This window comes from Micromonospora sp. NPDC005161 (assembly GCF_053599855.1).
On record NZ_JBSFYQ010000004.1, the window covers coordinates 175116 to 197564 of the forward strand.

The 22449-nt window shown below is 70.9% G+C and carries 20 protein-coding genes and 1 pseudogene; 9 read left to right on the top strand and 12 right to left on the bottom strand.

The window, feature by feature from the left end; all coding sequences use genetic code 11:
• The first annotated feature begins 105 nt into the window (after window positions 1-105).
• Window positions 106-2946, top strand: a complete 2841-nt coding sequence (locus tag ACWD5O_RS06095; protein ID WP_354963637.1) for an ATP-binding protein — start codon at window positions 106-108, stop codon at window positions 2944-2946.
• 108 nt (window positions 2947-3054) lie between these two features.
• Here the strand turns inward: ACWD5O_RS06095 and ACWD5O_RS06100 are convergent, their stop codons facing one another.
• Both ACWD5O_RS06100 and ACWD5O_RS06105 read right to left on the bottom strand, forming a co-directional pair.
• Window positions 3055-3591, bottom strand: coding sequence for a phospholipase (locus tag ACWD5O_RS06100; RefSeq protein ID WP_354963638.1), 537 nt, complete (start codon window positions 3589-3591; stop codon window positions 3055-3057).
• A 187-nt stretch (window positions 3592-3778) separates the two neighbouring features.
• Window positions 3779-5440, bottom strand: coding sequence for a glycoside hydrolase family 10 protein (locus ACWD5O_RS06105; protein ID WP_450084725.1), 1662 nt, complete (start codon window positions 5438-5440; stop codon window positions 3779-3781).
• 376 nt (window positions 5441-5816) lie between these two features.
• Here ACWD5O_RS06105 and ACWD5O_RS06110 point away from each other — a divergent pair, with 376 nt between their 5' ends.
• Window positions 5817-6245: an amino acid permease gene (locus ACWD5O_RS06110; RefSeq protein ID WP_354963673.1), complete on the top strand. Its 429-nt coding sequence runs from the start codon at window positions 5817-5819 to the stop codon at window positions 6243-6245.
• Window positions 6246-6302: 57 nt separating this feature from the next.
• Here ACWD5O_RS06110 and ACWD5O_RS06115 read toward each other — a convergent pair whose 3' ends face one another.
• The 5 genes from ACWD5O_RS06115 to arfA are packed head-to-tail and all read right to left on the bottom strand — an operon-like array spanning window position 6303 to window position 12067.
• Window positions 6303-7328 (bottom strand): glycoside hydrolase family 43 protein, encoded by a 1026-nt coding sequence (locus ACWD5O_RS06115; protein WP_354963640.1) that lies wholly within the window; start codon window positions 7326-7328, stop codon window positions 6303-6305.
• The gene (locus ACWD5O_RS06120) at window positions 7325-8179 is read right to left on the bottom strand and encodes a carbohydrate ABC transporter permease (protein ID WP_354963641.1); all 855 of its coding nucleotides are present in this window, start codon (window positions 8177-8179) and stop codon (window positions 7325-7327) included. The genes ACWD5O_RS06115 and ACWD5O_RS06120 overlap by 4 nt, the downstream gene beginning before the upstream one ends.
• Before the next feature lie 10 nt (window positions 8180-8189).
• A complete protein-coding gene (locus ACWD5O_RS06125) occupies window positions 8190-9155 on the bottom strand; it encodes a carbohydrate ABC transporter permease (protein ID WP_354963642.1) in 966 nt (321 codons plus the stop codon).
• Between the two features lie 6 nt (window positions 9156-9161).
• On the bottom strand, window positions 9162-10493 hold the full coding sequence (locus ACWD5O_RS06130; RefSeq protein ID WP_354963643.1) for an ABC transporter substrate-binding protein: 1332 nt from the start codon (window positions 10491-10493) through the stop codon (window positions 9162-9164).
• A 59-nt stretch (window positions 10494-10552) separates the two neighbouring features.
• Window positions 10553-12067 (bottom strand): arabinosylfuranosidase ArfA, encoded by a 1515-nt coding sequence (arfA, locus tag ACWD5O_RS06135; RefSeq protein WP_450084726.1) that lies wholly within the window; start codon window positions 12065-12067, stop codon window positions 10553-10555.
• Between the two features lie 146 nt (window positions 12068-12213).
• On the opposite strand from arfA, the gene ACWD5O_RS06140 reads away from it, so the two are divergent.
• Entirely contained in the window at window positions 12214-13263 is a 1050-nt protein-coding gene (locus ACWD5O_RS06140; RefSeq protein WP_354963645.1) for a LacI family DNA-binding transcriptional regulator, read from the top strand.
• Here ACWD5O_RS06140 and ACWD5O_RS06145 read toward each other — a convergent pair.
• The 3 genes and pseudogenes from ACWD5O_RS06145 to ACWD5O_RS06155 all read right to left on the bottom strand — a co-directional run bounded on the left by ACWD5O_RS06145 (window position 13260) and on the right by ACWD5O_RS06155 (window position 16372).
• Window positions 13260-13985, bottom strand: a complete 726-nt coding sequence (locus ACWD5O_RS06145; RefSeq protein ID WP_450084727.1) for a methyltransferase domain-containing protein — start codon at window positions 13983-13985, stop codon at window positions 13260-13262. The two genes, ACWD5O_RS06140 and ACWD5O_RS06145, sit on opposite strands and share 4 nt — an antisense overlap.
• 465 nt (window positions 13986-14450) lie before the next feature.
• Window positions 14451-14696 (bottom strand): annotated as a pseudogene (locus ACWD5O_RS06150) (hypothetical protein); the annotation flags it as partial.
• A 38-nt stretch (window positions 14697-14734) separates the two neighbouring features.
• The gene (locus tag ACWD5O_RS06155; RefSeq protein WP_354963647.1) at window positions 14735-16372 is read right to left on the bottom strand and encodes an ABC-F family ATP-binding cassette domain-containing protein; all 1638 of its coding nucleotides are present in this window, start codon (window positions 16370-16372) and stop codon (window positions 14735-14737) included.
• A 62-nt stretch (window positions 16373-16434) separates the two neighbouring features.
• Here ACWD5O_RS06155 and ACWD5O_RS06160 point away from each other — a divergent pair, with 62 nt between their 5' ends.
• The 3 genes from ACWD5O_RS06160 (at window position 16435) to ACWD5O_RS06170 (ending at window position 18050) form a co-directional block, all read left to right on the top strand.
• Entirely contained in the window at window positions 16435-17205 is a 771-nt protein-coding gene (locus ACWD5O_RS06160; RefSeq protein ID WP_354963648.1) for an ROK family protein, read from the top strand.
• A 100-nt stretch (window positions 17206-17305) separates the two neighbouring features.
• Window positions 17306-17674 (top strand): tetratricopeptide repeat protein, encoded by a 369-nt coding sequence (locus ACWD5O_RS06165; RefSeq protein ID WP_089018862.1) that lies wholly within the window; start codon window positions 17306-17308, stop codon window positions 17672-17674.
• 121 nt (window positions 17675-17795) lie between these two features.
• Complete coding sequence (locus tag ACWD5O_RS06170) at window positions 17796-18050, top strand: Smr/MutS family protein (RefSeq protein WP_007465523.1); 255 nt, start codon at window positions 17796-17798, stop codon at window positions 18048-18050.
• A 57-nt stretch (window positions 18051-18107) separates the two neighbouring features.
• On the opposite strand, the gene ACWD5O_RS06175 is transcribed toward ACWD5O_RS06170, so the two are convergent.
• Window positions 18108-18653, bottom strand: a complete 546-nt coding sequence (locus ACWD5O_RS06175; RefSeq protein WP_354963649.1) for a tyrosine-type recombinase/integrase — start codon at window positions 18651-18653, stop codon at window positions 18108-18110.
• Between ACWD5O_RS06175 and ACWD5O_RS06180 the strand changes: the two genes are divergently transcribed.
• Window positions 18631-18912, top strand: coding sequence for an NUDIX hydrolase (locus ACWD5O_RS06180; protein WP_450004984.1), 282 nt, complete (start codon window positions 18631-18633; stop codon window positions 18910-18912). The two genes, ACWD5O_RS06175 and ACWD5O_RS06180, sit on opposite strands and share 23 nt — an antisense overlap.
• On the opposite strand, the gene ACWD5O_RS06185 is transcribed toward ACWD5O_RS06180, so the two are convergent.
• Complete coding sequence (locus tag ACWD5O_RS06185) at window positions 18900-19466, bottom strand: HD domain-containing protein (RefSeq protein ID WP_354963650.1); 567 nt, start codon at window positions 19464-19466, stop codon at window positions 18900-18902. The genes ACWD5O_RS06180 and ACWD5O_RS06185 overlap by 13 nt on opposite strands.
• A 265-nt stretch (window positions 19467-19731) precedes the next feature.
• Between ACWD5O_RS06185 and ACWD5O_RS06190 the strand changes: the two genes are divergently transcribed.
• Together ACWD5O_RS06190 and ACWD5O_RS06195 are read left to right on the top strand one after the other, a co-directional pair.
• Entirely contained in the window at window positions 19732-20133 is a 402-nt protein-coding gene (locus ACWD5O_RS06190) for a hypothetical protein (RefSeq protein ID WP_450084728.1), read from the top strand.
• 931 nt (window positions 20134-21064) lie between these two features.
• Window positions 21065-22120 carry an IS110 family transposase gene (locus ACWD5O_RS06195; protein ID WP_450084729.1) on the top strand — a complete coding sequence of 352 codons (1056 nt, stop codon included), beginning with the start codon at window positions 21065-21067 and terminating at the stop codon, window positions 22118-22120.
• Window positions 22121-22449: the final 329 nt, after the last annotated feature.

Sequence of the window (22449 nt, forward strand, 5' to 3'; positions counted from 1 at the left end):
GTCCGAGTGGCACTTTGAGGCGGCACGTGCCCGGCCGTTCTCACGATGTGTGACCGCTCGGACTCAGGCAGCATGAACCCGACGTCACGGGCGGAGGTTCCACGCATGTCGCCACGGATCCAGCTCCCGAGCGGTTGGGTGACCTTCGTGTTCACCGACATCGAGGGCTCGACCCGGCTGGCCCAGCTGCTCGGCCCGGACTACCGCCCGGTGCTCGCCGAACACCGACGGCTGCTACGCCGGACGCTGGCCAGCACCGGTGGCGCCGAGCTGCTGACCGAGGGCGACTCGTTCTTCCTGGCCTTCGACGACGCCGCGGCGGCGTTGACCGCCTGCCTGACCGCCCAGCGCGCGCTGGCCAGCCACGACTGGCCCACGGAGGAAGCGGCGCCGCGGGTGCGGATGGGCCTGCACACCGGTTACGCCGAGCCGCGCGACGGGGAGTACGCCAGCCCCGAGGTGCACCGGGCGGCCCGGGTGGCCGCCGCCGCGCACGGCGGGCAGGTGCTCTGTTCGGCGTCCACCGCCCGCCGGGCGGAACCGCTGCCACCCGGTGCCACCCTGCTCGACCTGGGCCTGCACCGGCTGCGTGGCTTCGACGACCGGGAACGACTGTTCCAGCTGGTCGCGCCCGGGCTGGAACGGCAGTTCCCCCGGCCCCGCACGGCCGACGCGGTGGCGCACAACCTGCCGACCCAGGTGACCTCGTTCGTCGGCCGGCAGGCCGAGCGGGCCGAGCTGGGCCGGCTGGTCGAGGAGCACCGGCTGGTCACCGTGCTGGGCGCGGGTGGGGCGGGCAAGACCCGGCTCGCCGTGGAGCTGGCCAGCGGGGTGGTCGAGGCGTACCCGGACGGGGTCTGGTTCGTCGACGTCGCCGTGGTGACCGACCCGGGGTTGGTGGCGTTCGCCATCGCCGCGGTGCTCGGGCTGCGACCCGAGCCGGGCCGGCCGATACTGGACACCCTTGTCGAGTACGCGGCCGGCCGTCGGATGCTGGTCGTGCTGGACACCTGCGACACGCAGCCGGCCGCCTGCGCGGAAGTCATTTCCCGCCTGCTCTCCGGCGGGGGCGGTGTGCGGGTGCTGGCCACCAGCCGCGAGTCGTTCAGCCTGCCCGGCGAAGTGGTCTGGCGGATCCCGCCGCTCTCGGTCGATCCGAGCGCGGAGGGCGCGGAGAGCGACGCGGTGGCGCTGTTGCTGGACCGTACGGCGGCCGCACGCGGTGGGCGGCAGCCGGATCCGGCCGAGTCGGCCGATCTGGGCCGGGTGGTGCAGCGGCTGGACGGTCTGCCGCTGGCCATCGAGCTGGCCGCCGCCCGGTTGCGGGTGCTCTCCGTCGGTCAGCTCGCCGAGCGGCTGGACGACGTGCTCGGCACGCTGGACGCCGGCCGGGAGGACCCGGAGCCGCCGCCGGTGGAGCGGGGATGGTCGGGGAACCAGCAGGACACCGTGGACCTGGTGGCCGCGGCGGCCGGCGCGTCGCCGCCCACCCCGGCGAGCAGGGCGGTGCAGCGCTCGGCCACCAAGCGGCACCTGACCATGCAGGCCACCGTCACCTGGTCGTACCGCACGTTGGGGCCGCGGGCCGCCCGGCTGCTGCGCTGGCTGGCGGTCTTCGCCGGGCCGGTGGACCTGGCGACGGTGGAGTGGCTGCTGGGCGACGACCCGTTGGATCCGCTCTCGGTGCTGGTGGACAAGTCGATGGTGCTGGCCGAGCCGCGTGCCGCCGGCAGCACGTACCGGATGCTCGACCCGATCCGGGCGTACGCCGCGCGGCGGCTGGCCGAGGCGGGCGAGGAGCAGGCCGCCCGGGACCGGCACGTGGCCTGGTCGGCGCACGCGCTGGAGCGGGCACACCTGGGCCCGGACGGTCGGCCGGTGACGCTGTCGCTCTACGCCCTCGACCCGCTGGCCGGGGAGCTTCGGGCCGCGTTGCGCTGGTGCACCACCGGCGGCAGCGCGCGCGCCGGCCTCCGCCTGGCCGGCGGCCTGGACCAGTGGTGGCGTGAGCGTGGGCTGGCCCGGGAGGGGCGGCTCTGGCTGTTCCGGCTGTACGGGCGGATCGCCGAGACCGGAGAGCAGATCCCGGAGGCCGAGCTGGCGGCGGCGTACCACATGCACTCGCTGCACGCCGGCGGGGACGGCGAGTTCGCCGAGGAGCTGCGCTTCTCCCAGCGGGCGGAGGCGGCCGCCCGGCAGGCCGGTGACGCCGGTCTGCTGGCCCGGGTGCTCGCCGGGCGGGCCGCGCCGCTGGTCGACATGGGACAGTGCGTCGAGGCGGAGCGGGTGTGCCGGGAGGTCATCGACTGGGCGCACGGTCAGGACGTGGTCGGCGAGGCGTTGTTCGCGGTGTTCAGCCTGGCCGAGCTGCTGTGGCGGAGGGGCGCGCTGGAGGAGGCGGCGGATCTGCTGGGTGCGGTCCGTCCGGTGGAGGCGGCCCGGCCGGTGGAGCGGGGCCGGCGCTCGGTCGACATGCTGCTCGGTATGGTCGCGCTGGCCCGGGGCGACGTGATCGCGGCGCACGAGCACCTGCTGGTGGCGCTGCGCTCCCGGATGGGCCACGGCTACCACGGCCTGGCGTGCGAGACGCTGAACGCGATCGCGGTGCGCTGCGCGGCCGGCGGGGACCAGTTGACCGCCGCTCGGCTGTTCGGGGCGGCGCAGGCGACGCGGGCCAGCATGCGGTCCACGCCGGGCATCTACGGCGGCTACTGGGACGACCAGCAGGCGGAGCTGCGTGGGGTGCTGGGTGACGCGGCCTTCGACGACGCGTACGGAGAGGGCGCCGAGCTGGGGTTGGACGAGGCGGCGGCGCTGGCGCTCGACGTGGAGCATCCGGACCTGGCGGCGGATTCGACCCGGTTCAGCACCGGGCTGTCCCAGCCGGCGCCGCGTCGTCCCGCCGAACCCGACCGGCACCCGGCCACGCGGACCGAACGCGCCTGACCCCACCCTCCAGCGTTGTTGATCAAGAGGTTTGCGTCAGGAAGCGGGCTTCCGATGACCGAAACCTCTTGATCAACGCGGCCAGGAGGCGGGGTGGGGTGGGTGGGTTTAGCGGGCGGCGGCGCGGCGCTCGGCGTCGGCCTTCATCCGGGCGGCACGGTCGATGTCGGCCTGCTGCACGGCCGCCACCGAACCGAAGATGCTGACCGCCTGGTAGTAGGTCCAGGCCAGGCTGTAGCAGGCGGGCCGGACGACCGCGTTGTACGTGGCGCAGACCCGCTTGAGGTCCTCGTAGAAGGCGCTGTCCAGCCGGGACTTGTTGGCGGAGAACTGACCGACCGACTTGTAGTTGCGGTAGCCGAAGTCGTGTCGGTAGCAGCCCAGGTTGAAGGTGAACCCGAGCGGGTTGTCGGGGCTCGACGAGCAGTAGTCGGTGGACCAGTTGAAGTTGTACTCGGCCCAGGGTGCCCGGTTGACCCGGGCGTTGTTCCAGGAGTTGTAGCTGCTCGCGCTGGTCTGGGTCCAGCTGGAGAGCACCGAGAGTCGCTGTGCGGGGGTGACGGCGGCGGCGGGGGAGGCGACGGCGAGGGTGGCGAGCAGCGCGAGCGCGCCCGAGGCGAGCAGGGTGGCGAGACGTCGGGACACGGGTTACCTCCGCGGGGGTGAGCGGGCGGGGCGGTAAGTTACCGGCGGGTTACCGGATGTCGATCAGTGTCGATCAACTGATCAACTCATCGGTATGTGTCTCGCGAACTATTGGTGACATACGTTGAAACAGACGAATGCCCCGGGTGCTCGATGGCACCCGGGGCACTCGGCGAGGGCCGTACGGTCAGCGCAGAACGAAGGCCGGCGGGCTCGCCGGGCTCTCGTTGGCCGACCGGTCCAGCGCGGTCACCTGGTAGGTGTACCGCCGGCCGGGCTCGGCCGACGTGTCCACCCAGGACTGCGCCCCACCGGCCGTGGCGCGGACGGTGTCGACCAGGTGCGATGCGTCCGCGATGCCGCACCGACCGGGCAGCGTGGTGCCGTCGAACCGGTAGATCGCGTACGAGGTGGCAGTGCCGAACGGCCCGGCGCCGTCGGCCGGCTGACGCCAGGTCAGCCGCACTCCGTCGGCGTTCCGGGTGGCCTTGGTGACCACCGGGAAGAGCAGCGGCTTGGACGGCAGGTGCGGCATGGCCGGCACCAGCGCCGGGCGGGAGTAGTGCTCGGCGGCGTAGATGTCGGTGGCGCCGAGCCGGTTGGCCCGCACCTGTACGGCGGAGAAGTGCACGTTGCCCTGCACCTCCGGGTACGCCTGATTGAGCGTCAGGTGGTCGGACAGTTCCTGCGGGTTCTGCCAGAACGGCCCGTACGCCGCGTCGCCGCTCTTGTAGTCGGCCTGGCCGATGTAGAGCTGGACGCGGGTCCCGCGCACCGTCTCGGCCCACCACGGCACCAGCCGGGCGTAGTCGGCCGCCGGGTACTGGCCGATGTACCAGTAGAGCTGCGGCACCACGTAGTCGATCCACTCCTGCTTGACCCACTTACGGGTGTCGGCGGAGATGATGTCGTACGACTGGCTGCCAGTGGTCTCCGAGCCGAGCGGGTCGGCGGCCTTGTTGCGCCAGATGCCGAACGGGCTGACTCCGAACTTCACCCACGGCTTCACCGCCTTGATCTTGCCGTTCATCTCCTGGATCAGCAGGTTGATGTTGTCCCGCCGCCAGTCGGCCCGGTCGGTGAAGCCCCGGTTGTACGCCGCGAAGGTGGCGTCGTCCGGCACCTGGTGGGTACCGCTGGGGTAGGGGTAGAAGTAGTCGTCGAAGTGCACACCGTCGATGTCGTACCGGCTGACCGCGTCCATCATCGCGGTCTGCACGAACTCGCGGACCTCGGGGATGCCGGGGTTGTAGTAGAGCCGGCTGCCGGCCACGCCGGCCGGCGGGTAGGCGAAGGTCCAGTCCGGGTGCTGCCGGGCCGGGTGGCCGGGGGCGAGCAGATTGATGTCCGCGCCGGCGCCACCGGGGGCCGGCATGGAGACGCGGTACGGGTTGAACCAGGCGTGGAACTCCAGGTTGCGCTTGTGCGCCTCGTCGACCAGGAACGCCAGCGGGTCCCAGCCCGGGTCCTGCCCGCGTACGCCGGTCAGGTACTCCGACCAGGGCTCGTACGGGGAGGGCCACAGCGCGTCGGCGGTCGGGCGGACCTGCACCACGACCGCGTTGTGGTTCAGCCGCTCGGCGAGGTCGAGCAGGCCGCGATACTCGGCCTGCTGGGCGGCGACCCGGTCCGGGTCGGTCTGAGATGCCTTGCTGGGCCAGTCGATGTTGACGACCGACGAGATCCACATCGCCCGGAACTGCCGCTTCGGGGTGGCCGGGTCGGTGCTGCAGGCGGCGGTGGTGGCGGTGCCGGCCGCGGCGGGCGCGGCGCTCGCGGGGGTGGCGGTGACGAGCGTGCCGAGCAGGGCTGCGACCAGCCCGGCGGCTCCGAGCCGAGTTGCCTTCATGCGGTGTGTCCCTTCGTTGGGGCTCCCGGGTGTTCAGCGCGGCACTACCGGCAAGATTCGCCGCTGGCTATCTGCCGCTGGAAGGAAATTTTCACACTCGGGTCGTTATCGCAAGGGTTCGCACGCGCTCGATTCGCCCGCCGGGCATCGGGTCGTTCCGCGCCGTTGCTCATCGTGGCGGAGGTCGCACTCGGTGTGAAGGATGGTTGCCGCGGTTGACAGCTCCCGTGGGTGGGTAGCAACGCCGGTCACCGGCCGCCACGGTGGTGGTCGCACGGTGGGAGGAGTGAGCACGACGGCCGGCCTGGGTTGAAGAGGCGGCTCGGCGCGGTCGACCTCACCGGCTTCGGCATCGGCATCGTGATCGGCACCGGGGCTGGTCCCGCCGTCGATCGCGGCGGTGCACCCGCGCTGGGGCACCCCGTACCGGATCTCGGCGATCATGACGGTCACGGTCGCGCTGCTGGCCGGCTTCCTGCCGCTCTCCGCCCTGGCCGACCTGGTCAGCATCGGCGCGCTGTGCGCGTTCGTGCTGGTCTCGGTCGCGGTGCCGATCCTGCGCCGCAAGCGTCCGGACCTGGAGCGGCCGTTCCGGGTGCCGTTCTCCCCGGTGCTGCCGATCGTCTCCGCGCTGGCCTGCTTCTACCTGATGCTCAACCTGTCGGTGGAGACCTGGCTGCGGTTCCTGGCCTGGATGCTGCTCGGCGGGCTGATCTACTTCGGCTACGGCTACCGCCGCAACCGGCTGGCCCGGCACGAGCCCGCCGTCGCCCCGGCCCCCCGCGAGCCGGCCGCCGACAGCTGAGCCCGAACGTGCGCAGGGGCCCCTCGCGATCGCGAGGGGCCCCTCCTTGCGTACGTGTCAGGGACGGGGCTGGGGTTCGCCCGTCGGGCCCTTGAGGACCGGCTTGCCGTCGACCCAGGTCACCTCGTCCAGCCAGGTCTGGCGGCCGGGGTCGACGCTGCCCTCCTGGCCGGGCGGCCAGGCGTGGTACAGCAGCCAGGTCCGACCGTCCTTGACCACCATCGAGGCGTGCCCGGGGCCGGAGGCGGCTTCGCTGGTCTTCAGGATCGGGTTCTCGGCGGCCTTCACGCACGGACCGGTCGGGCTCTCGCAGATTGCGTAGCCCTCGGCGTACTCGGCCCGGTCGTAGGCGTTCGCGGCGAAGAAGAGCAGCAGCCGACCGTCCTGGCGCTGGAAGAACGGCCCCTCGATCAGGGTGCCCTCCCACGGCTCGGTCTGCTTGAGCAGCTTCGTCGGCTCACCGACCAGCGTCAGGCCGTCCTCGGCGAGGCGCTGCGACCAGAGCCAGGTGTCCACCCCGATCGCGTTGCCGTCGTTCTTCCACAGCAGCCAGAGGCTGCCGTCGGTGTCCCGGAACGGGCTGGCGTCGATCGCTCCGCCCAGCTCCGCCTGGCAGATCAGCGGGCCGGCCGAGTCGTCCCGGTACGGGCCCTGCGGCGCGCTGGCCACCGCCCGCCCGACGCACTGCCGCCCGGACTCCCGACCGGCGACGGTGTAGTAGAGCAGGAACTTCTCCGGTGCCAGCTGGATCGCCTCCGGCGCCCAGGTCTTGCCGGCGTCCGCCCAGTCCGGCAGGGCCGGCAGGGCGTCCCCGGCTTCGGTCCAGTCGACCAGGTCCGTGGAGGTCAGCACCGGGACGTTGCGGCCTCCGGAGTTGGTGTGGAACAGGTACCAGGTGTCGCCCACCTGGATCGCCTGCGGGTCCGGAGCGTCCGTGCTGATGACGGGGTTGGTGAACATCCTGGAGCCGCCTCCGTTGCTGTTGTCGATGGATTCGTCGCCGTCGGAACAGCCCGTGACGAGCAGCGCGGCGGCGAGGGTGATCGCCGCCGCGCCGCGTCGCCGGGTGGTTGCCCGGGTCATCCCTTCAGACCGCTGCGGGAGACGCCCTGGATGATGTGCCGCTGGGCCAGCACGAAGAGGATCAGCACCGGCAGGCTGGCCAGCACCGCACCCGCCATGATCACCGGATAGTCGGTGACGTACGACCCCTGGAGCAGGCCCAGGCCCGGCGGCAGGGTGAGCTTCTCCGGGCTGAACAGCACGAAGATCGGCCAGAGGAAGTCGTTCCAGTTGGTGAGGAACGACAGGACGGCCAGGGTGGCCAGCGCCGGCTTGGACAACGGCAGCACCACCCGGAAGAAGATCTGCCACTGGTTGGCGCCGTCCAGCGTGGCGGCCTCCTCCAGCTCGTTGGGGAGCGAGAGGAAGAACTGCCGCAGGAAGAACACCCCGAACGCGCTGGCCGCGCCCGGCACCACCACCACGGCGAGGGTGTCGATCCAGTTGAGCTGGTCGACGATCAGGAAGTTCGGGATGAGCAGCGACGTCGGCGGGATGAACAGCGTCCCGACGATCAGCGCGAAGGTCACCCCGCGCCCCCGGAACCGCAGCCGTGCCAGCGAGTACGCGGCCATCGAGGCGGTCACCAGCACCAGCAGCGAGTGCAGCGTGGCGACCAGCATGCTGTTGAGGAACCAGCGCAGGACCGGGTTGGCCGTGTTGTTCAGGATCTGCTCGTAGCCGTAGCCGGCGAGCGGATTCGGTAGCCAGCTCGGCGGGATCTGCTGGGCGGCGGTGTAGGTCTTCAGAGAGGTGATGACCATCCACACCAGCGGGGTCAGGAAGATCAGGGCCAGCGCCACGAGGGTGGCGTAGAGCACGATCCGGCTCGCGGCCGCGGAACCGCGGCTGGTCCGCGTGGGCGTCGTCATGGCGGTCCCCTCAGTCTTCCTTGTAGCGGAAGAGGCGGAAGTTGGCGATGCTCACGACCGCCAGCATCAGGGCGAACACGATGCTCATCGCGGCCGCGCGGCCGGCGTCGTTGTCCCGCAGGCCCTCCTCGACGATGAACCAGACCACCGTCCGGGTCTCCGTGCCGGGCGCCCCCTGGGTGATCAGGAACGACTGGCCGAACATGTTCGCCGAGGCGAGCACGGTGGTGGTGATCACGAAGAGCAGCACCGGGCGCAACCCGGGCAGGGTGACGTTGCGGAACCGCTGCCAGGCGCTGGCGCCGTCCATTCGGGCAGCCTCGTACAGCTCCGGCGAGATGTCCTGCAGACCGGCCAGGTAGATCACCGCGTTGAAGCCGGAGGTCCACCAGACCGTGACACCAACCAGCGAGATCCACGCCCACGGCATGTTGGTAACCCAGGGGGTGTCCGCGGGCAGCCCGACGGCGCCGGCGAGCCGGTTGACCAGGCCCAGGTTGGCATCGAGCAGGAACCGCCAGAGCAGGCCGACCACCGCCACACCCAGCACGTACGGCGCGAAGTAGATCGCCCGGAAGAAGGTCCGACCCGGGAAGGAACGGTTCAGCAGCAGCGCCAGCCCGAGCGGTACGACCACCAGCAGCGGCACCGACAGCACCGTGAAGATCGCGGTGGCCCGGACGCTCTCCCACCAGTCGCCGTAGATGGCGGAGTCGCTGGAGAACAGGTCCTTGTAGTTGTCCAACCCGATGAACGGCCGGTTGGGCAGCTGGAAGTCCCACTGGTGCACGCTGAGCCAGAGGCCGAGGACGATCGGCAGCAGGCCGAAGACCCCGAACAGGACCAGGTAGGGGGCGAGGAACAGATATGGCGTCGCCCGTCCGGTCCGGCCCGCCGAGGCGCCCCGGCGGGCTGCGTTGGCCGCCGGGGGCGGCGCGTCACCGCGCGCCGCCCCGACCTCGATCACGTCCGCCACGAGCTATCAGCTCCCGTACTTCTTGCGGTTGTCCTCGAGCTGCCTGTTGGCCTTCGCGACCCCGTCGTCCAGCGCCTGCTTGGGCGACTTCTTGCCCAGCGCGGCCTCGTTGAACGAGTTGTAGAAGGTCGTCATGACCTCGCCCAGGCCCGGGGCCGCCGGCGGGAAGGCCGCGTACTCCAGCTCGGGGGCGAGCGACGAGATCTCCGGCAGCGCTTTGAACTCGGCGCCCTCGCGGACCGCCTTACGGGCCGGCACCTGGCCGCCCTTCGCCCAGTCCAGCGAGTGCTCGCTCAGCCAGTTGATGAAGACCTTCGAGCCGGAGACCTTGTTGGCGTCGTTGGCCCGCTGCTTCACGATCGTGAAGTTGTGCGAGTTGGCCCAGGCCGCAGGCTTGCTGCCGATCTGGGGCAGCGGGGCGACACCCCACTGCACCTCCGGGCTCTTCTTCAGATCGTTGATCTGCCAGATGCCGTTCCAGGTGAAGGCGTTCTTGCCGCTCTTGAACGCCAGGTAGTCGGCGTCCTGGCCGACGTTGGCTGGCGAGTAGCCCTGCCTGATCATGTCGACCAGCCAGGTGCAGGCCTCGACGGCCGGGTCGGAGTTGAAGGTGGCCTTGGCCACGTCGGCGTCGAAGAGCGTGGCGCCCCACTGGTTGAGCAGCGAGTAGAAGGTCATGCCGCCGGTGAACTGGAACGGGCTGACCCAGAAGCCCTGCACGCCGGCCTTCTTCAGCTCGGCCAGCGCTGCGACGTACTCGTCCTTGGTCGTCGGCGGCTTGTTCGGGTCCAGGCCGGCCTTCTGCATGACGGTCTTGTTGTAGTAGAAGCCCAGCGGGTGCATGTCCAGCGGGATGCCGTACCGCTTGTTGTTGTAGAGCCCGCCCTTCCACACCGTGGGGGCGAAGTCGCCCTCGGCGAGCTCCAGGTTCTTGGCCACGTCGTCCAGCTCGGTGATCACGCCACGGGCGGCGAAGGTGGCGAGCTGGTCCATGTGCATGACCGCGATGTCCGGGCCGTTGCCGCTGGAGGCCGCGCCGGGGAGCTTGTTGTAGTAGTCCTCCCACTGGTACGTGGCCACCGACACGGCGATGTTCTTGTGCTCGGTGTTGAACTGGTTCACCAGCGCCTTGAAGATGTCGCCGTCGCCGCCGGTGAAGCCGTTCCACAGCTTCAGGTCGACCTTGGGGCCGGTGTACTCCTTGCCGCCGTTGCCGGCGGCCGGACCGGAGCTGCTGTCACCGTCGCCGCCGCAGCCGGCGAGGGTCAGCGAGGCAGCGGCACCGAGTCCGAGACCGAGGCCGAGCAGGCGACGCCGACTCATGTCGTTCTGGATCATGCTGGTTCTCTCCTTGAGGGGGACGGAATGAATTGTGCCTGGTCAAACCCGGTACGACATCAGGCGCCGGCCGGGCCGAAGCGCAGCACGCTCCAGGACACGGCGGGCAGGCGCACAGTGCACCGGCCGCCGTCGGGGGTGGGGGTGGGCAGTTCCCGGGGCGTCACCCGGTCGGGCTCGGCCTCGGTGTTGATCGCCGACGGGTCAGACCCGGCGGCGAGACTGACGAATGACAGACCGGACATTCCCGGCAGGCCACGCAGGTCGATCTCCAACGGCAGGTCCTCCTCGCCGCGGTTGACCGCGAAGACGCTCAGCTCGCCGGTCTCCTCGTCGTGCACGGCGACGGTGTCGAGCACCGGCACGTCCCCGTACTTCTTCGTGTCGTAGCGCGGCGACACCGGCTCGGTCTGCAGCACGGTGCCGCGGGCGTACCGGGCGGTCAGCGCGAACGGGTGGAAGATGCTCTGCCGCCAGGCCGGGCCGCCGTTGCGGGTGCGGATCGGCGCGATCACATTGGCGAGCTGGGCCTGGGCGGCCACCCCGACCCGGTCGGCGTGCCGGAGCAGGGTGATCAGCAGGTCGCCGACGACCACCGCGTCGACCGCGGTGAAGTTGTCCTCGATCAGCGCCGGGGCCTCGACCCAGCCGCGCCTGTCCAGGTCGGCCTGGAGGCGGGACTCGTACCAGACGTTCCACTCGTCGAACGAGATCTTCAGCTTGCGCTTGTGCCGCTGCTTGGCGGCCACGTGGTCGGCGGTCGCGACCACCTCGGTGATGAAGTTGTCCATGTCGACGGCCGAGGCCAGGATGCTCGCCTGGTCGCCGTCGGACGGGTCGTAGTAGGTGTGCGCCGAGATGTAGTCGACGTGCTCGTAGGTGTGCTCCAGCACGGTCGCCTCCCAGGAAGCGAACGTGGGCATCCGCCGGTTGGAGCTGCCGCAGGCGATCAGGCTGATCGACGGGTCGACCATCTTCATCGCCCTGGCGGCCTCGGCGGCCAGCCGGCCGTACTCGTCGGCGGTCTTGTGGCCGACCTGCCACGGGCCGTCCATCTCGTTGCCCAGGCACCACAGTCGCACCCCGTACGGGTCCTCCGCGCCGTGCTTGCGTCGCAGGTCGGAGAGCTGCGTGCCGCCCGGGTGGTTGGCGTACTCCAGCAGGTCCAGCGCCTCCTGCACGCCGCGGGTGCCGAGGTTCACCGCCATCATCGGCTCGACACCGGCCTCGGCGGCCCAGGTCATGAACTCGTCCAGCCCGAACGCGTTCGTCTCGATCGTCTTCCAGGCCAGGTCGAGCCGGCGCGGCCGGTCGCCGACGGGGCCCACCCCGTCCTCCCAGCGGTAGCCGGAGACGAAGTTGCCGCCCGGGTAGCGGACCACCGAGACGCCCAGCTCCCGGGTCAGCTCCAGCACGTCGCCGCGCAGGCCGCGCGAGTCGGCGCTGGGGTGGCCTGGCTCGTAGACCCCGCCGTAGACGCATCGCCCCATGTGCTCGACGAAGGAGCCGAAGAGACGTCGGTCGGCGGGGCCGATCGCGAAGGCTGGGTCGATCGTCAGCTGCGCGGTCCGCAAGGGGTGCCACCTTTCCTCATTGCCGGTGCCGGGTGACCGCAGTCACCGCCCACCCGGCCTCCCTGCTTTCTACAACGTTGTAGGCAACGTTGTAAAGGGCTGGTGACGGGGTAGGGTGCGGAGTGTTACATCGGGGAGGTTGCGGAGTGCGACACAGGCTCAAGGATGTGGCCGAACGGGCAGGCGTGTCGGTGAAGACGGTCTCCAACGTGGTCAACGGCTACGTGCACGTCCGGCCGGACACCCGGGCCCGGGTCGAGGAGGCGATCGCCGAATTGAACTACCGGCCCAACCTCTCCGCCCGCCACCTGCGCAAGGGGCGCACCGGCGTGATCGCGCTGGCGGTGCCGGAACTGGACATCCCGTACTTCGCCGAGCTGGCCCGCTACGTGGTCACCGCGGCCGCCGACTTCGGCTGGACGGTGCTGATCGACCAGACCGGCGGTGGGCGCGAGCAGGAACGGGTGGTCGCCTCCGGCATCACCGACCACCTGATCGACGGGCTGATCTTCAGTCCGTTGGCGCTCACCGCGGACGACCTGGCCGGCCTGGACAACAGGCCGATGGTGCTGCTCGGCGAGCGCGTCGACCACGGCCCGGCGGATCATGTGGTGATCGACAACGTGGGCGCGGCGCGGGAGATCACCAGCCACCTGATCGGGCTCGGCCGGCGCCGGATCGCCGCCATCGGTTCGCAGCGCACCCCGGAGGGCGCCAGCGCCCGACTGCGCCTGACCGGCTACGCCGACGCACTGCGCGCCGCCGGCCTGGACTACGACGAGGCCCTGGTGGCGCCCGCGCCGGCCTGGCACCGCGCGGACGGCGCGGCCGCCATGCGCGGCCTGCTCACCTCCGGGGTACGCCCCGACGCCGTCTTCTGTTTCAACGACACGCTCGCCCTGGGTGCCCTGCGCGCCCTGCACGAGGCCGGCCTGCGGGTGCCCGAGGACGTGGCGGTGGTCGGCTTCGACGACATCGAGGACGGCCGGTTCTCGATCCCCACGCTGACCACCGTCGCCCCGGACAAGGCGCAGATCGCCCGGCTCGCCGTCGAACTGCTCGCCGAACGCCTCGACGGCGACCGCACGGCCCCCGCCCGCGAACTCTCCGCCCCCTACCGCCTGGAACTCCGCGAATCCACCCACCTCCCCCTAACCCCGGCCCAGCTCGGGGTGTGCGGGCGGGGTGGGGGTTAATTGAAGAAGCGGGCCAGGTGGGGTTGGGGGGCCGGGTCGGCGTCGGGTGGTAGTGGGGTCAGGTCGGCGAAGATGGAGGCGCCGTCGCAGCCGGCGTGCAGTGGGTACCAGCGCGGCGTGCCGGGCGGCCGGAGTTGGCAGATCCCCTTGAACGTCTGCACGTCCATTAGCCGGACGTGGGTCGGGTCCGCGACCGCGTTCACATGTCCCCACCAGGGGCTCATCACGTGCAGCACACCGCCCGGGCGGAGCACCCGGTGGCACTCGTCGACCAGCGGCAGGAAGTCGATCAGGTGCTCCAGGATGTGCACCGCGAAGAGGACGTCCACCGAGTTGTCGGCCAGCGGCAGCGAGCCGGAGAGGTCCGCCACCGCGTCCACCCCCGGGGCCGGGAAGATGTCCAGCCCCAGGTTGCCCGACCACTGCTTGGTCGGTCCGCAGCCGAGGTCCACCACCACGGGCGCACGCCCGCCGACGCCGACCCGGCACCACACGCCGTAGACCCCGGCCAGCCGCCCCACGAGGTCCCGGACGAGCCGCAGCTCGGTGGGCTCGGCCACCTCTCCGCTCAGGTGGGCGACACCCCGGTCGAACCGCACCTCGACCCCCAGGCCCCGCAGCCGGTCGTCGTGCCGGACCTGGTCCGCCCACGCCTGTGCGAGGAACTCGTCGATCGCCCGCAGCCGGTCGGCCGAGGGCGGAGTCTGTGCCAAAGCGACCATTCGGGCCACCTCCCGCCGCGCGTTACCCGCATCCGCGCCCGGTATGCCCCGCCCGTCGACTGGCTCGGCGGGTCTCCCGAGCGTCGGTCGGCGTGTCGCGGCGCGAGGCGGATGGCCGAGAAAGCGCTATACCTCACAGGTATAAATATGCCTCCCAGGTATAAGACTCAATCGCGCCGGTGCCGGCCGAGCCCCGGGTCGCGGCGGAGCCGCGGGGCCGCGTGCTAAGGCTTCCCGGCCGCGCTGCGGGGCCGCGTGACGGAGCGCCGCGCCGCGTGACGCAGCGTCGGGCCGCGTGATGGAGCGTCGGGACCGCGCGCCGGTGCCCGAGGGCGTTCCCCGGTGGCTGAGGACCGTGCGTCGCAGGGCAGTTCGCCCGGGGCCGGGCGGTCAGCCCGAGAAGGTGCGGCGGCCCGGCCGGCCGCCGCCACGCATCCGCTGGCGGGGAGGCGGGGCGGCCGGCTTCGGGCGCTTGAGGTGGTAGCGGTGCAACTCGTTGTGGCCGGGCAGGGACGGGTCCTCGCTCATCGCGACCAACTCCCAGCCCTGGTCGCCGGCCCGGTTCAGGTGGGCCAGCGCCGTGTCGCCGTAGGGCGTCACATCGACCATCGAGCCGTCGGGGCCGTACCAGACGAAGACGACCTCCCAGCCGAGATCGTTGGCCGCCGGTTGGCGACGGCGGATCAGTAGCGCGTACTCCCACTTGAGCATGGCGTCATTCTCACCCCGCGCCGGCCCGCCGGCACGGATCAATCCTCGGCGATCCGTCCGGCGTCGACCCGCAGCCGGCGGTTCGTCTCGATGGCGGCCAGCATCCGCCGGTCGTGGGTGACCAGCAGCAGCGTGCCCGGGTAGCTGGCCAGGGCCGCTTCGAGCTGCTCGATGGCCGGCAGGTCCAGGTGGTTGGTGGGCTCGTCGAGTACCAGCAGGTTGACCCCGCGCCCCTGGAGCAGGGCCAGCGCCGCCCGCGTCCGCTCGCCGGGGGACAGGGTGGCCGCCGGCCGTGGCACGTGCGCCGCGCGCAGCCCGAACTTGGCCAGCAGGGTCCGCGCGTCCGCCGGCGACATCTCCGGTACGGCCGCCTGGAAGGCGTCGATCAGCGGCGCGTCGCCGAGGAACAGCCCTCGGGCCTGGTCCACCTCGCCGACCACCACCCCGGGCCCGAGCGACGCGGTTCCGGCGTCCAGCGGCAGCCGACCGAGCAACGCGGCCAGCAGGGTGGACTTGCCCGAGCCGTTCGCCCCGGTCACCGCGACCCGGTCCGCCCAGTCGATCTGGAGGTCGATCGGGCCGAGGGTGAACCCGCCCCGGCGTACCACCGCGCCGCGCAGCGTGGCCACGACGGCGCCGGCGCGGGGCGCGGCGGCGATCTCCATCCGCAGCTCCCACTCCTTGCGGGGCTCCTCGACCACGTCGAGCCGTTCGATCAGCCGCTCGGTCTGCTTGGCCTTGGCCGCCTGCTTCTCGGTCGCCTCGCTGCGGAACTTGCGGCCGATCTTGTCGTTGTCGGTGGCCTTGCGGCGGGCGTTCTTCACGCCCTTCTCCATCCAGGCGCGCTGGGTGCGGGCCCGCGCTTCCAGGCCAGCCCGGGCGTCCGCGTACTCCTCGAAGTCGGCGCGGGCGTGCCGCCGCGCCACCTCGCGCTCCTCCAGATAAGCCGCGTAGCCACCGCCGTAGTGGTGCACCTGCTGCTGCGGCAGGTCCAGCTCCAGCACCCGGGTCACCGTGCGGGTCAGGAACTCCCGGTCGTGGCTGACCAGCACCGTGCCGGCCCGCAGCCCCGTGACGAACTCCTCCAACCGCTCCAGCCCGGCCAGGTCCAGGTCGTTGGTCGGCTCGTCGAGCAGGAACACGTCGTAGCGGCTGAGCAGCAGCGAGGCCAGCCCCGCCCGGGCGGCCTGACCGCCGGAGAGCCCGGTCGTCGGATGGTCCAGGTCGACCGCGAGCCCAAGGTCGGCGCTGACCTGCTCGGCGCGCTCGTCCAGGTCCGCGCCGCCGAGGGCCAGCCAGCGCTCCAGCGCGTCGGCGTACGCGTCGTCGGCGCCCGCGGCCCCGGCGGTCAGCGCCTCGGTCGCCACGTCCAGCGCGGCCTGCGCGGCCGTCACCCCGGTCCGCCGGGCCAGGAAATCGCGCACCGTCTCGCCCGGCCGCCGTTCCGGTTCCTGCGGCAGGTGCCCGACGGTCGCGGTGGGCGGGCTGAGCCGGACGCTGCCGGCCTCCACCGGCAGCAACCCGGCGAGGGTACGCAGCAGCGTCGACTTGCCGGCGCCGTTCGGCCCGACCAGGCCGACCACGTCGCCGGGGGCGACGACCAGGTCCAATCCGGCGAAGAGCGGGCGGTCGCCGTGCCCGGCGGCCAGGTCCTTGACGATCATCGTGGCGCTCATCAGGACGGCAGCCTATCCGGCCGCCGGCATACGGCCGGGCGGCAGCGGGCAGACTCAACGACGTGGTGACCACACTGGCGATCGACTGCGGTGGCGGGGGCATCAAGGCGTCGGTACTCGACGAGGCCGGCACGATGCGGGCCCGGCCGCTGCGGGTGCCGACCCCGTACCCGCTGCCGCCTGAGCTGTTCGTCCGAACCCTGCTCGACCTGGGCGGGCGGCTGCCGGCGGCCGACCGGCTCACCGTGGGCGTGCCCGGGATGATCCGGCACGGAGTGGTGGTGACCACACCGCACTACGTGACCCGCAGCGGACCACGCAGCCGGGTCGATCCGGACCTGCTCGCCGAGTGGTCCGGCTGGGACGCGCGGGGCGCGCTGGCCGACGCGTTCGGGGTGCCGGCGCTGGTGCTCAACGACGCCGAGGTGCACGGCGCCGGGGTGGTCGCCGGCACCGGATGCGAGCTGGTCCTGACCCTGGGCACCGGGCTGGGTAGCGCCCTCTTCGACGGCGGGGTGCTCGCCCCGCACCTGGAGTTGTCCCACGCGCCGGTGCGGTGGGGCACCACCTACGACACGTACGTGGGCGAGCCGGAGCGCCGCCGGCTCGGCGACGCCTTCTGGTCCCGGCGGATCCGGCAGGTGGTGGACGGGCTCCGCCCGGTGTTCCGTTGGGACCGGCTCTACCTGGGCGGGGGCAACTCCCGGCTGATCCGGCCCGAGCAGCTGGCCCGGATGGGCGACGACGTCGTCGTGGTGCCGAACACCGCGGGGATCGTCGGCGGCGTCCGCGCCTGGGAGCTGTCCACCGGACGCCGGGACGCCCGCACCTGACCCGCCGAGGGTGGAAAGAGACCCGGGGAACAGTCGCCAAACGCCCAGCGTTGTGCCAGCGTCGGAACAGTGACGGCGCGCGACCCGAGGAGGTGGGCAGATGGATCTTCTGGCGGACTACCGGCGGGCGACCATGTTCTTCGAAACAGGTGATCCGAGCGGAGCGGCCCGACTGCTGGAGCCGATCGTGGACGCCGAACCCGGCAACGCGGCGGTCCGGCAGCTGCTGGCCCGGGCGTACTTCCAGTCGGCTCAGCTCAACCGGGCCGAGGAGCAGCTGCGGGAGCTGGTCGACCGGGACCCGAGCGACCACTACGCGCACCACGTGCTGGGCCGGACGCTGGAGCGGCTGAACCGGCACTCGGACGCGCTGCGGCACCTGCGGATCGCCGCCGCGATGTACGCGGCCAACGACGACTACCGGGTCGCGCTGGAGCGGGTGGAGACCCGCCTGGGCGGTACGCGCTGAACGCGGACCGGTGACGTGCACGGGGCGGCCCTTCGGGGCCGCCCCGTCGTCGTCCGGCGGGCGCCCCGCCTGGCGTGCCTAGGATGGCGGACATGGGACCTGACCGGCCGGGGGCTGCGGCATGAAGCTCAAGCTGGACCTGCACGAGATCTTCAACAAGGGCCAGGACATCGACCGCGCGTTACGCGGGATCATGGACGAGGCGGTGGCGAAGAAGGCCACCCTCGTGGAGATCATCCCGGGCAAGGGATCGGGCCAGCTCAAGAAGCGGGTGCTGCGGTTCCTCGACCAGAAGGACGTCAAGCAGCTCTATCACCGGGTGGAGAAGGACTCCAAGAACTTCGGCCGACTCTTCGTGCACTTCCGCTGGAAGTAGAGACGGCGTGGCCTCTGACCTGCGTCTCAGGGCGCTGCCAAGGCCGACGAACCATGATCATGCCGTGTCCAGGCCGTCAAGGGCTTGCGGAGCGCCTTCGCCGGCCTGGTCTCCACCGAGTGCCTTGTCGATGGCCCGGCGGGTGCGATCCTCGCTGGCCGGCAGTAGGTGGGTGTAAGTCCGGAGGGTGAAGCCCGGGTCCGCGTGGCCCAGGTAGGCCGACAGAGCCTTGATGCTCTCTCCGGCGTCCAGGAGGACCGAAGCGTAGGTGTGCCGCAGGACGTGCATCCCGTTGTGTCGGTCATCGGGGATGCCGGTCGCCCGGATCGCGGGCTTCCAGACGCCGGAGTTGAACATCGAGCGGGACAGCGCCAGGCCGGCGGGTGTCGTCAGGTACAGCTCTACGGTTCGCGGTTCGCCGGTCAGCGTCTCCCACGGCAGGGTCACCGCAATTGGCGGGCAGTCTCGCGTGTGTTGCTCCAGCCTGCCGGCCACCGAGTCCGGCAACGGGACCTCGCGGGACCTGCCGCCCTTTGGCGGGGCGAAGATCAGCGAACCGCGAACGAGTTTGATCTGCCGAGTGACCCGCGAGGAGACCGGCATCAGCGTCGAAGTGTCTGGGATGGTTGGTGTCTACTCCGATCCTGGCCACGTCATCGAGTACTCAGACGGCGAGGTACGGCAGCAGTTCTCGCTCTGCTTCAGTGCCGTACCGGTCAGCGGCACACCGACCCCGAGCGACGAGTCACATGACGTCCGGTGGGTGGCCCGCGACGAGCTGGCCGCGCTCGACATTCACCCGTCGACCCTGCTGCGCATCACCCACGGCTACAAGGATCGTCCCGAGCCCTATATCGGCTGATGGACGCCGCCGACCAGACGGTGCTGAGTCCGCCGCACGGCAGCGACCATTTCTGGTTCCGCCCGGCAAATGAAGCGGGTCACCAGGTGCTCCGGCCCGTACCGCGAACGGATCTCCGCCAGCCGCTCCAACACCTCGAAATCCTGGCCATCCGGCCCGGTCGTCATGTCCGAGCAGCAGAGAGCGTCGGTCACCGCGGTTTCCTCCCGAGGGAACTCGGCAGCAAGAACCTCGCCTAGCCCACGCTCCTCAGCTTCCAGCCACGCACAGGAATGATGGGCCACCAGGGCGGCAATCCGCTCGTTGAACCGCTCACGGCGCAGCCAGCGACCACCATCAAGCGAGTGAAAGCCGGTGTCGACCAGGTCAGGGCTGTAGCCCACATCGTGCAACCACGCCGATGCTACAAGCACCTCTCGATCCTCGGCCGGTACCGCTGAACTGATCCTGTCCGCCTTGGCAGCGACCGCTTGGACGTGACTCCATCGACGGGGCAACGGCGTCTCCAACAGGTGTCGCGCAACTTCCCGGGCGGTGTCGACGAGGGCGGCCATGTCGCCAGGCTACGGAGCGACCCAGCCCGCGCACCATCCCGTGTCCAGTCGCTGGCCAGGCGAGGGCGGCCGGGCTGCCGGCGTGTCTAGTCCCACCACACGCTTGACGAATCCGTCCCAGAACATGCACGAAAGTCCGCCTTGATTACTCGATCATCCTGAGTACCTTCAGTGACCATCGAGCGGTGGTGACGGTGGGCTTACGCACCCATCCGCTCATGTGCGACACCACGTGCGACTGCTGACCCGCTTGATGGAGACACACATGGACGTGGCCTGGACCGCGATCGATCCCGAGAGTGGCGACCTGGCCGCCACGGAGACCCGGTCTAACGCCGACGGGTTCATGTCCCCGCTTCAGCACCTTCTGCGCGCCGGGGAGGGATACACGGAGGTGCGCCGCGTCGAGGTGGACTACCCCCTCCTAACGTTCTCGTTCAGAGGGGACTACGGGGTCATGCACCTGTTTGAGTCGCCAGACGACTGCCGCCTTCTCCGTGGGGATGGAAGGCTGCCCGCGATGAGAACCATCGACGTGCCGGTGTTCGGCGGCGACTGCACATTCTCGGGTGACTTCGTCTCCAGCGTGGCGACGGCAATGGCGGCGATCACGGCATTCATCGAAGGTGCTCCAGCCGAACGACTCGGAGAGTGGGTTCGGCTCTGAGCCAGCGCAGTGCCGTCTTGGTCGTCAGCACCGCTTGATCAGCGTCGCGCTCGTGCTGCGATGAGCCGGCCCTGCCGCGGACCGTAAGGGTCTCCGGGATCGTCCTGAGGATCATGTCAAGCGTCTGGTGGGACGCGAATGCCAAGCATCGGCCGTGACACGACAGGCCGACCGCCGGCGATGTTGTGCAAACTTTCTGTACGTCTTCAAGGCGGCCCGAGACGGGCCGCACGCGCCGCCGCCTGGGCGCGCGTCTGACCCCTCCCTTAGCCGGTCGGGGCCAGCCACGCCATCGCCCGTCGGCTGGCGCGGAGAGCGGGAAGCCCAGGGGCCGCCGCTGACGGTAGCGCCGAGGGTGGTTGAGGTTCGTGGGCCGGCAGCCGGCCGGGCCGCGCCCGATCGGCGCGGCGCAGGGAAGGGCACGCCGGGTCCGCGCGGCGGGTCGGGGCGGCGGGTTGGTCGCGGTTATCGCGCCTCCGGCGGGGGCGCAACGACTCGGAGATGGCCGGGGGTCCGTCGGCGGGTCGCGGTCCGTGGGTGGTTGCGCAGGGCCATCCCGCCAGCCGTCGACCCGGGCGAGCCGAGCAAACCACCACCCGGCCCGCCAGCGCCCGAACTTGCGTCAAGGCCGTCTTGACGTGGCGGACCGGGCGGCGGCCCGCTTCCCAGGAGGGCGGGTCGGCGGCAGACAGTGAGGATGGTGGGGTGGGTCGCTGGGTTGGTCTGACTCACCGGCAGACCGACGGTTGCTGTCCTCATCCCGATTCGTCGGCCAGCTCGGTGGCCCCGCGACCTGCATGTCACCGGTCAGGCGTCGTGACCTGATAGGAGCCTGTGCGAGAGGCGCCCACCACTGTGTTGTCCGCATCGCCTGACCGGTGACGTGTCCACAGGATTCTCGACGCAGACGAGAAAGGCGGACCTCACCAGCATGGCAGCCAAGAGACGATCTGTTATCGGTGGTGTTGACACCCATCGGGACACGCACCACGCCGCCGTCATCGACAGCACGGGCGGCCTCCTGGCCGACGCCGAGTTCCCCGCAACCACCGCCGGCTACGCAGACCTGCTGGCCTGGATGCGCTCCTTCGGCCGGGTAACTGCCGTGGGAGTCGAGGGCACCGGCAGCTACGGCGCTGGCCTGGCCCGCTACCTGACCAGCAAGAAGATCGCCGTCGTGGAGGTGGACCGGCCCGACCGCCGTGCCCGCCGCAATCACGGCAAGTCAGATCCGATCGACGCCATCGCCGCCGCCCGGGCAACCCTTGCAGGCACCGCGATGGGCACGCCGAAGACCCGCACCGGGCCGGTCGAGGCCATCCGCGCCCTGCGGGTCGCCCGCCGAGGAGCGGTCAAAGCCCGCACGGCCGCCCTGAACCAGATGCGCGGCCTGGTCGCCGCCGCCCCCGAACCTCTGCGAGCCCACCTGACCAGGACCAGCGCCGCCACGCTGGTCAGCCGGTGCGCTGCACTGATCTACGACCCGGCCACACTCCAAGAACCGGAGCACGCCACCGCCGCAGCCCTGGTCGGACTCGGACGCCGGGTCACCGCCCTCACCGACGAGATCACCCTCCTCGACCGACAGGTGACACCCATCGTCGCGAAGGCGGCACCCCGCACCACAGCCCTGTTCGGCGTCGGCCCCGACGTCACCGCGCAGCTGCTCACCACCGCCGGGGACAACCCCGACCGGCTGCACTCCGAAGCCGCCCTCGCCCACCTCTGCGGCGCAGCACCCATCCCCGCCAGCTCAGGAAGGGTGCGCCGCCACCGCCTGCATCGAGGAGGCGACCGCGGCGCCAACCACGCCCTACACACCATCGCGCTCTGCCGCATGCGCTACGACCAGCGCACCCGCGCCTACGTCCACCGCCGCATCACCGAAGGCCTCAGCAAGCAGGAGATCCTCCGCTGCCTCAAGCGCTACATCGTCCGCGACGTCTACACCGCCCTGCTCGCCGACTTCGCTGCCCTCGCCCCTTGACCTCCATAGGAGCATCGGGATGGCTTGAGGATGTCGTCTAGTCTCGCTGTGTCGGCGGGGCCGCCCGGGAGCCGTTCGGCGGAGGCATCGTAATGTGGCGGGTTTTGCTCGGGCTTTTGTTGGGAGTGCTCTTCATCGTGATTGGAGCGGCCCTCGCGACTGACTATCGCGGCATCGCGACAAAGCATATAGATCTATCGATGCAGATTGTGCGTCCGCTTAGTCCCTTCCGGTGGACGGATGACCGACTGGCTCGACGCCGCGCTTTCTTCATTGTGTTCGACAGGCTCTTTGGGGTGTTGATGATATTGGCGGGCGCGGCGATGCTG

What these genes read in the sequence shown, in the direction of transcription:
- ACWD5O_RS06175 (WP_354963649.1), bottom strand. Translation starts at nt 18,653, where the DNA reads ATGCCGGTCTCCTCGCGGGTCACTCGGCAGATCAAACTCGTTCGCGGT.
- ACWD5O_RS06195 (WP_450084729.1), top strand. Translation starts at nt 21,065, where the DNA reads ATGGCAGCCAAGAGACGATCTGTTATCGGTGGTGTTGACACCCATCGG.
- ACWD5O_RS06145 (WP_450084727.1), bottom strand. Translation starts at nt 13,985, where the DNA reads ATGGTCGCTTTGGCACAGACTCCGCCCTCGGCCGACCGGCTGCGGGCG.
- ACWD5O_RS06190 (WP_450084728.1), top strand. Translation starts at nt 19,732, where the DNA reads ATGGACGTGGCCTGGACCGCGATCGATCCCGAGAGTGGCGACCTGGCC.
- ACWD5O_RS06185 (WP_354963650.1), bottom strand. Translation starts at nt 19,466, where the DNA reads ATGGCCGCCCTCGTCGACACCGCCCGGGAAGTTGCGCGACACCTGTTG.
- ACWD5O_RS06115 (WP_354963640.1), bottom strand. Translation starts at nt 7,328, where the DNA reads ATGACCCGGGCAACCACCCGGCGACGCGGCGCGGCGGCGATCACCCTC.
- ACWD5O_RS06155 (WP_354963647.1), bottom strand. Translation starts at nt 16,372, where the DNA reads ATGAGCGCCACGATGATCGTCAAGGACCTGGCCGCCGGGCACGGCGAC.
- ACWD5O_RS06095 (WP_354963637.1), top strand. Translation starts at nt 106, where the DNA reads ATGTCGCCACGGATCCAGCTCCCGAGCGGTTGGGTGACCTTCGTGTTC.
- ACWD5O_RS06170 (WP_007465523.1), top strand. Translation starts at nt 17,796, where the DNA reads ATGAAGCTCAAGCTGGACCTGCACGAGATCTTCAACAAGGGCCAGGAC.
- ACWD5O_RS06165 (WP_089018862.1), top strand. Translation starts at nt 17,306, where the DNA reads ATGGATCTTCTGGCGGACTACCGGCGGGCGACCATGTTCTTCGAAACA.
- ACWD5O_RS06130 (WP_354963643.1), bottom strand. Translation starts at nt 10,493, where the DNA reads ATGATCCAGAACGACATGAGTCGGCGTCGCCTGCTCGGCCTCGGTCTC.
- ACWD5O_RS06120 (WP_354963641.1), bottom strand. Translation starts at nt 8,179, where the DNA reads ATGACGACGCCCACGCGGACCAGCCGCGGTTCCGCGGCCGCGAGCCGG.
- ACWD5O_RS06105 (WP_450084725.1), bottom strand. Translation starts at nt 5,440, where the DNA reads ATGAAGGCAACTCGGCTCGGAGCCGCCGGGCTGGTCGCAGCCCTGCTC.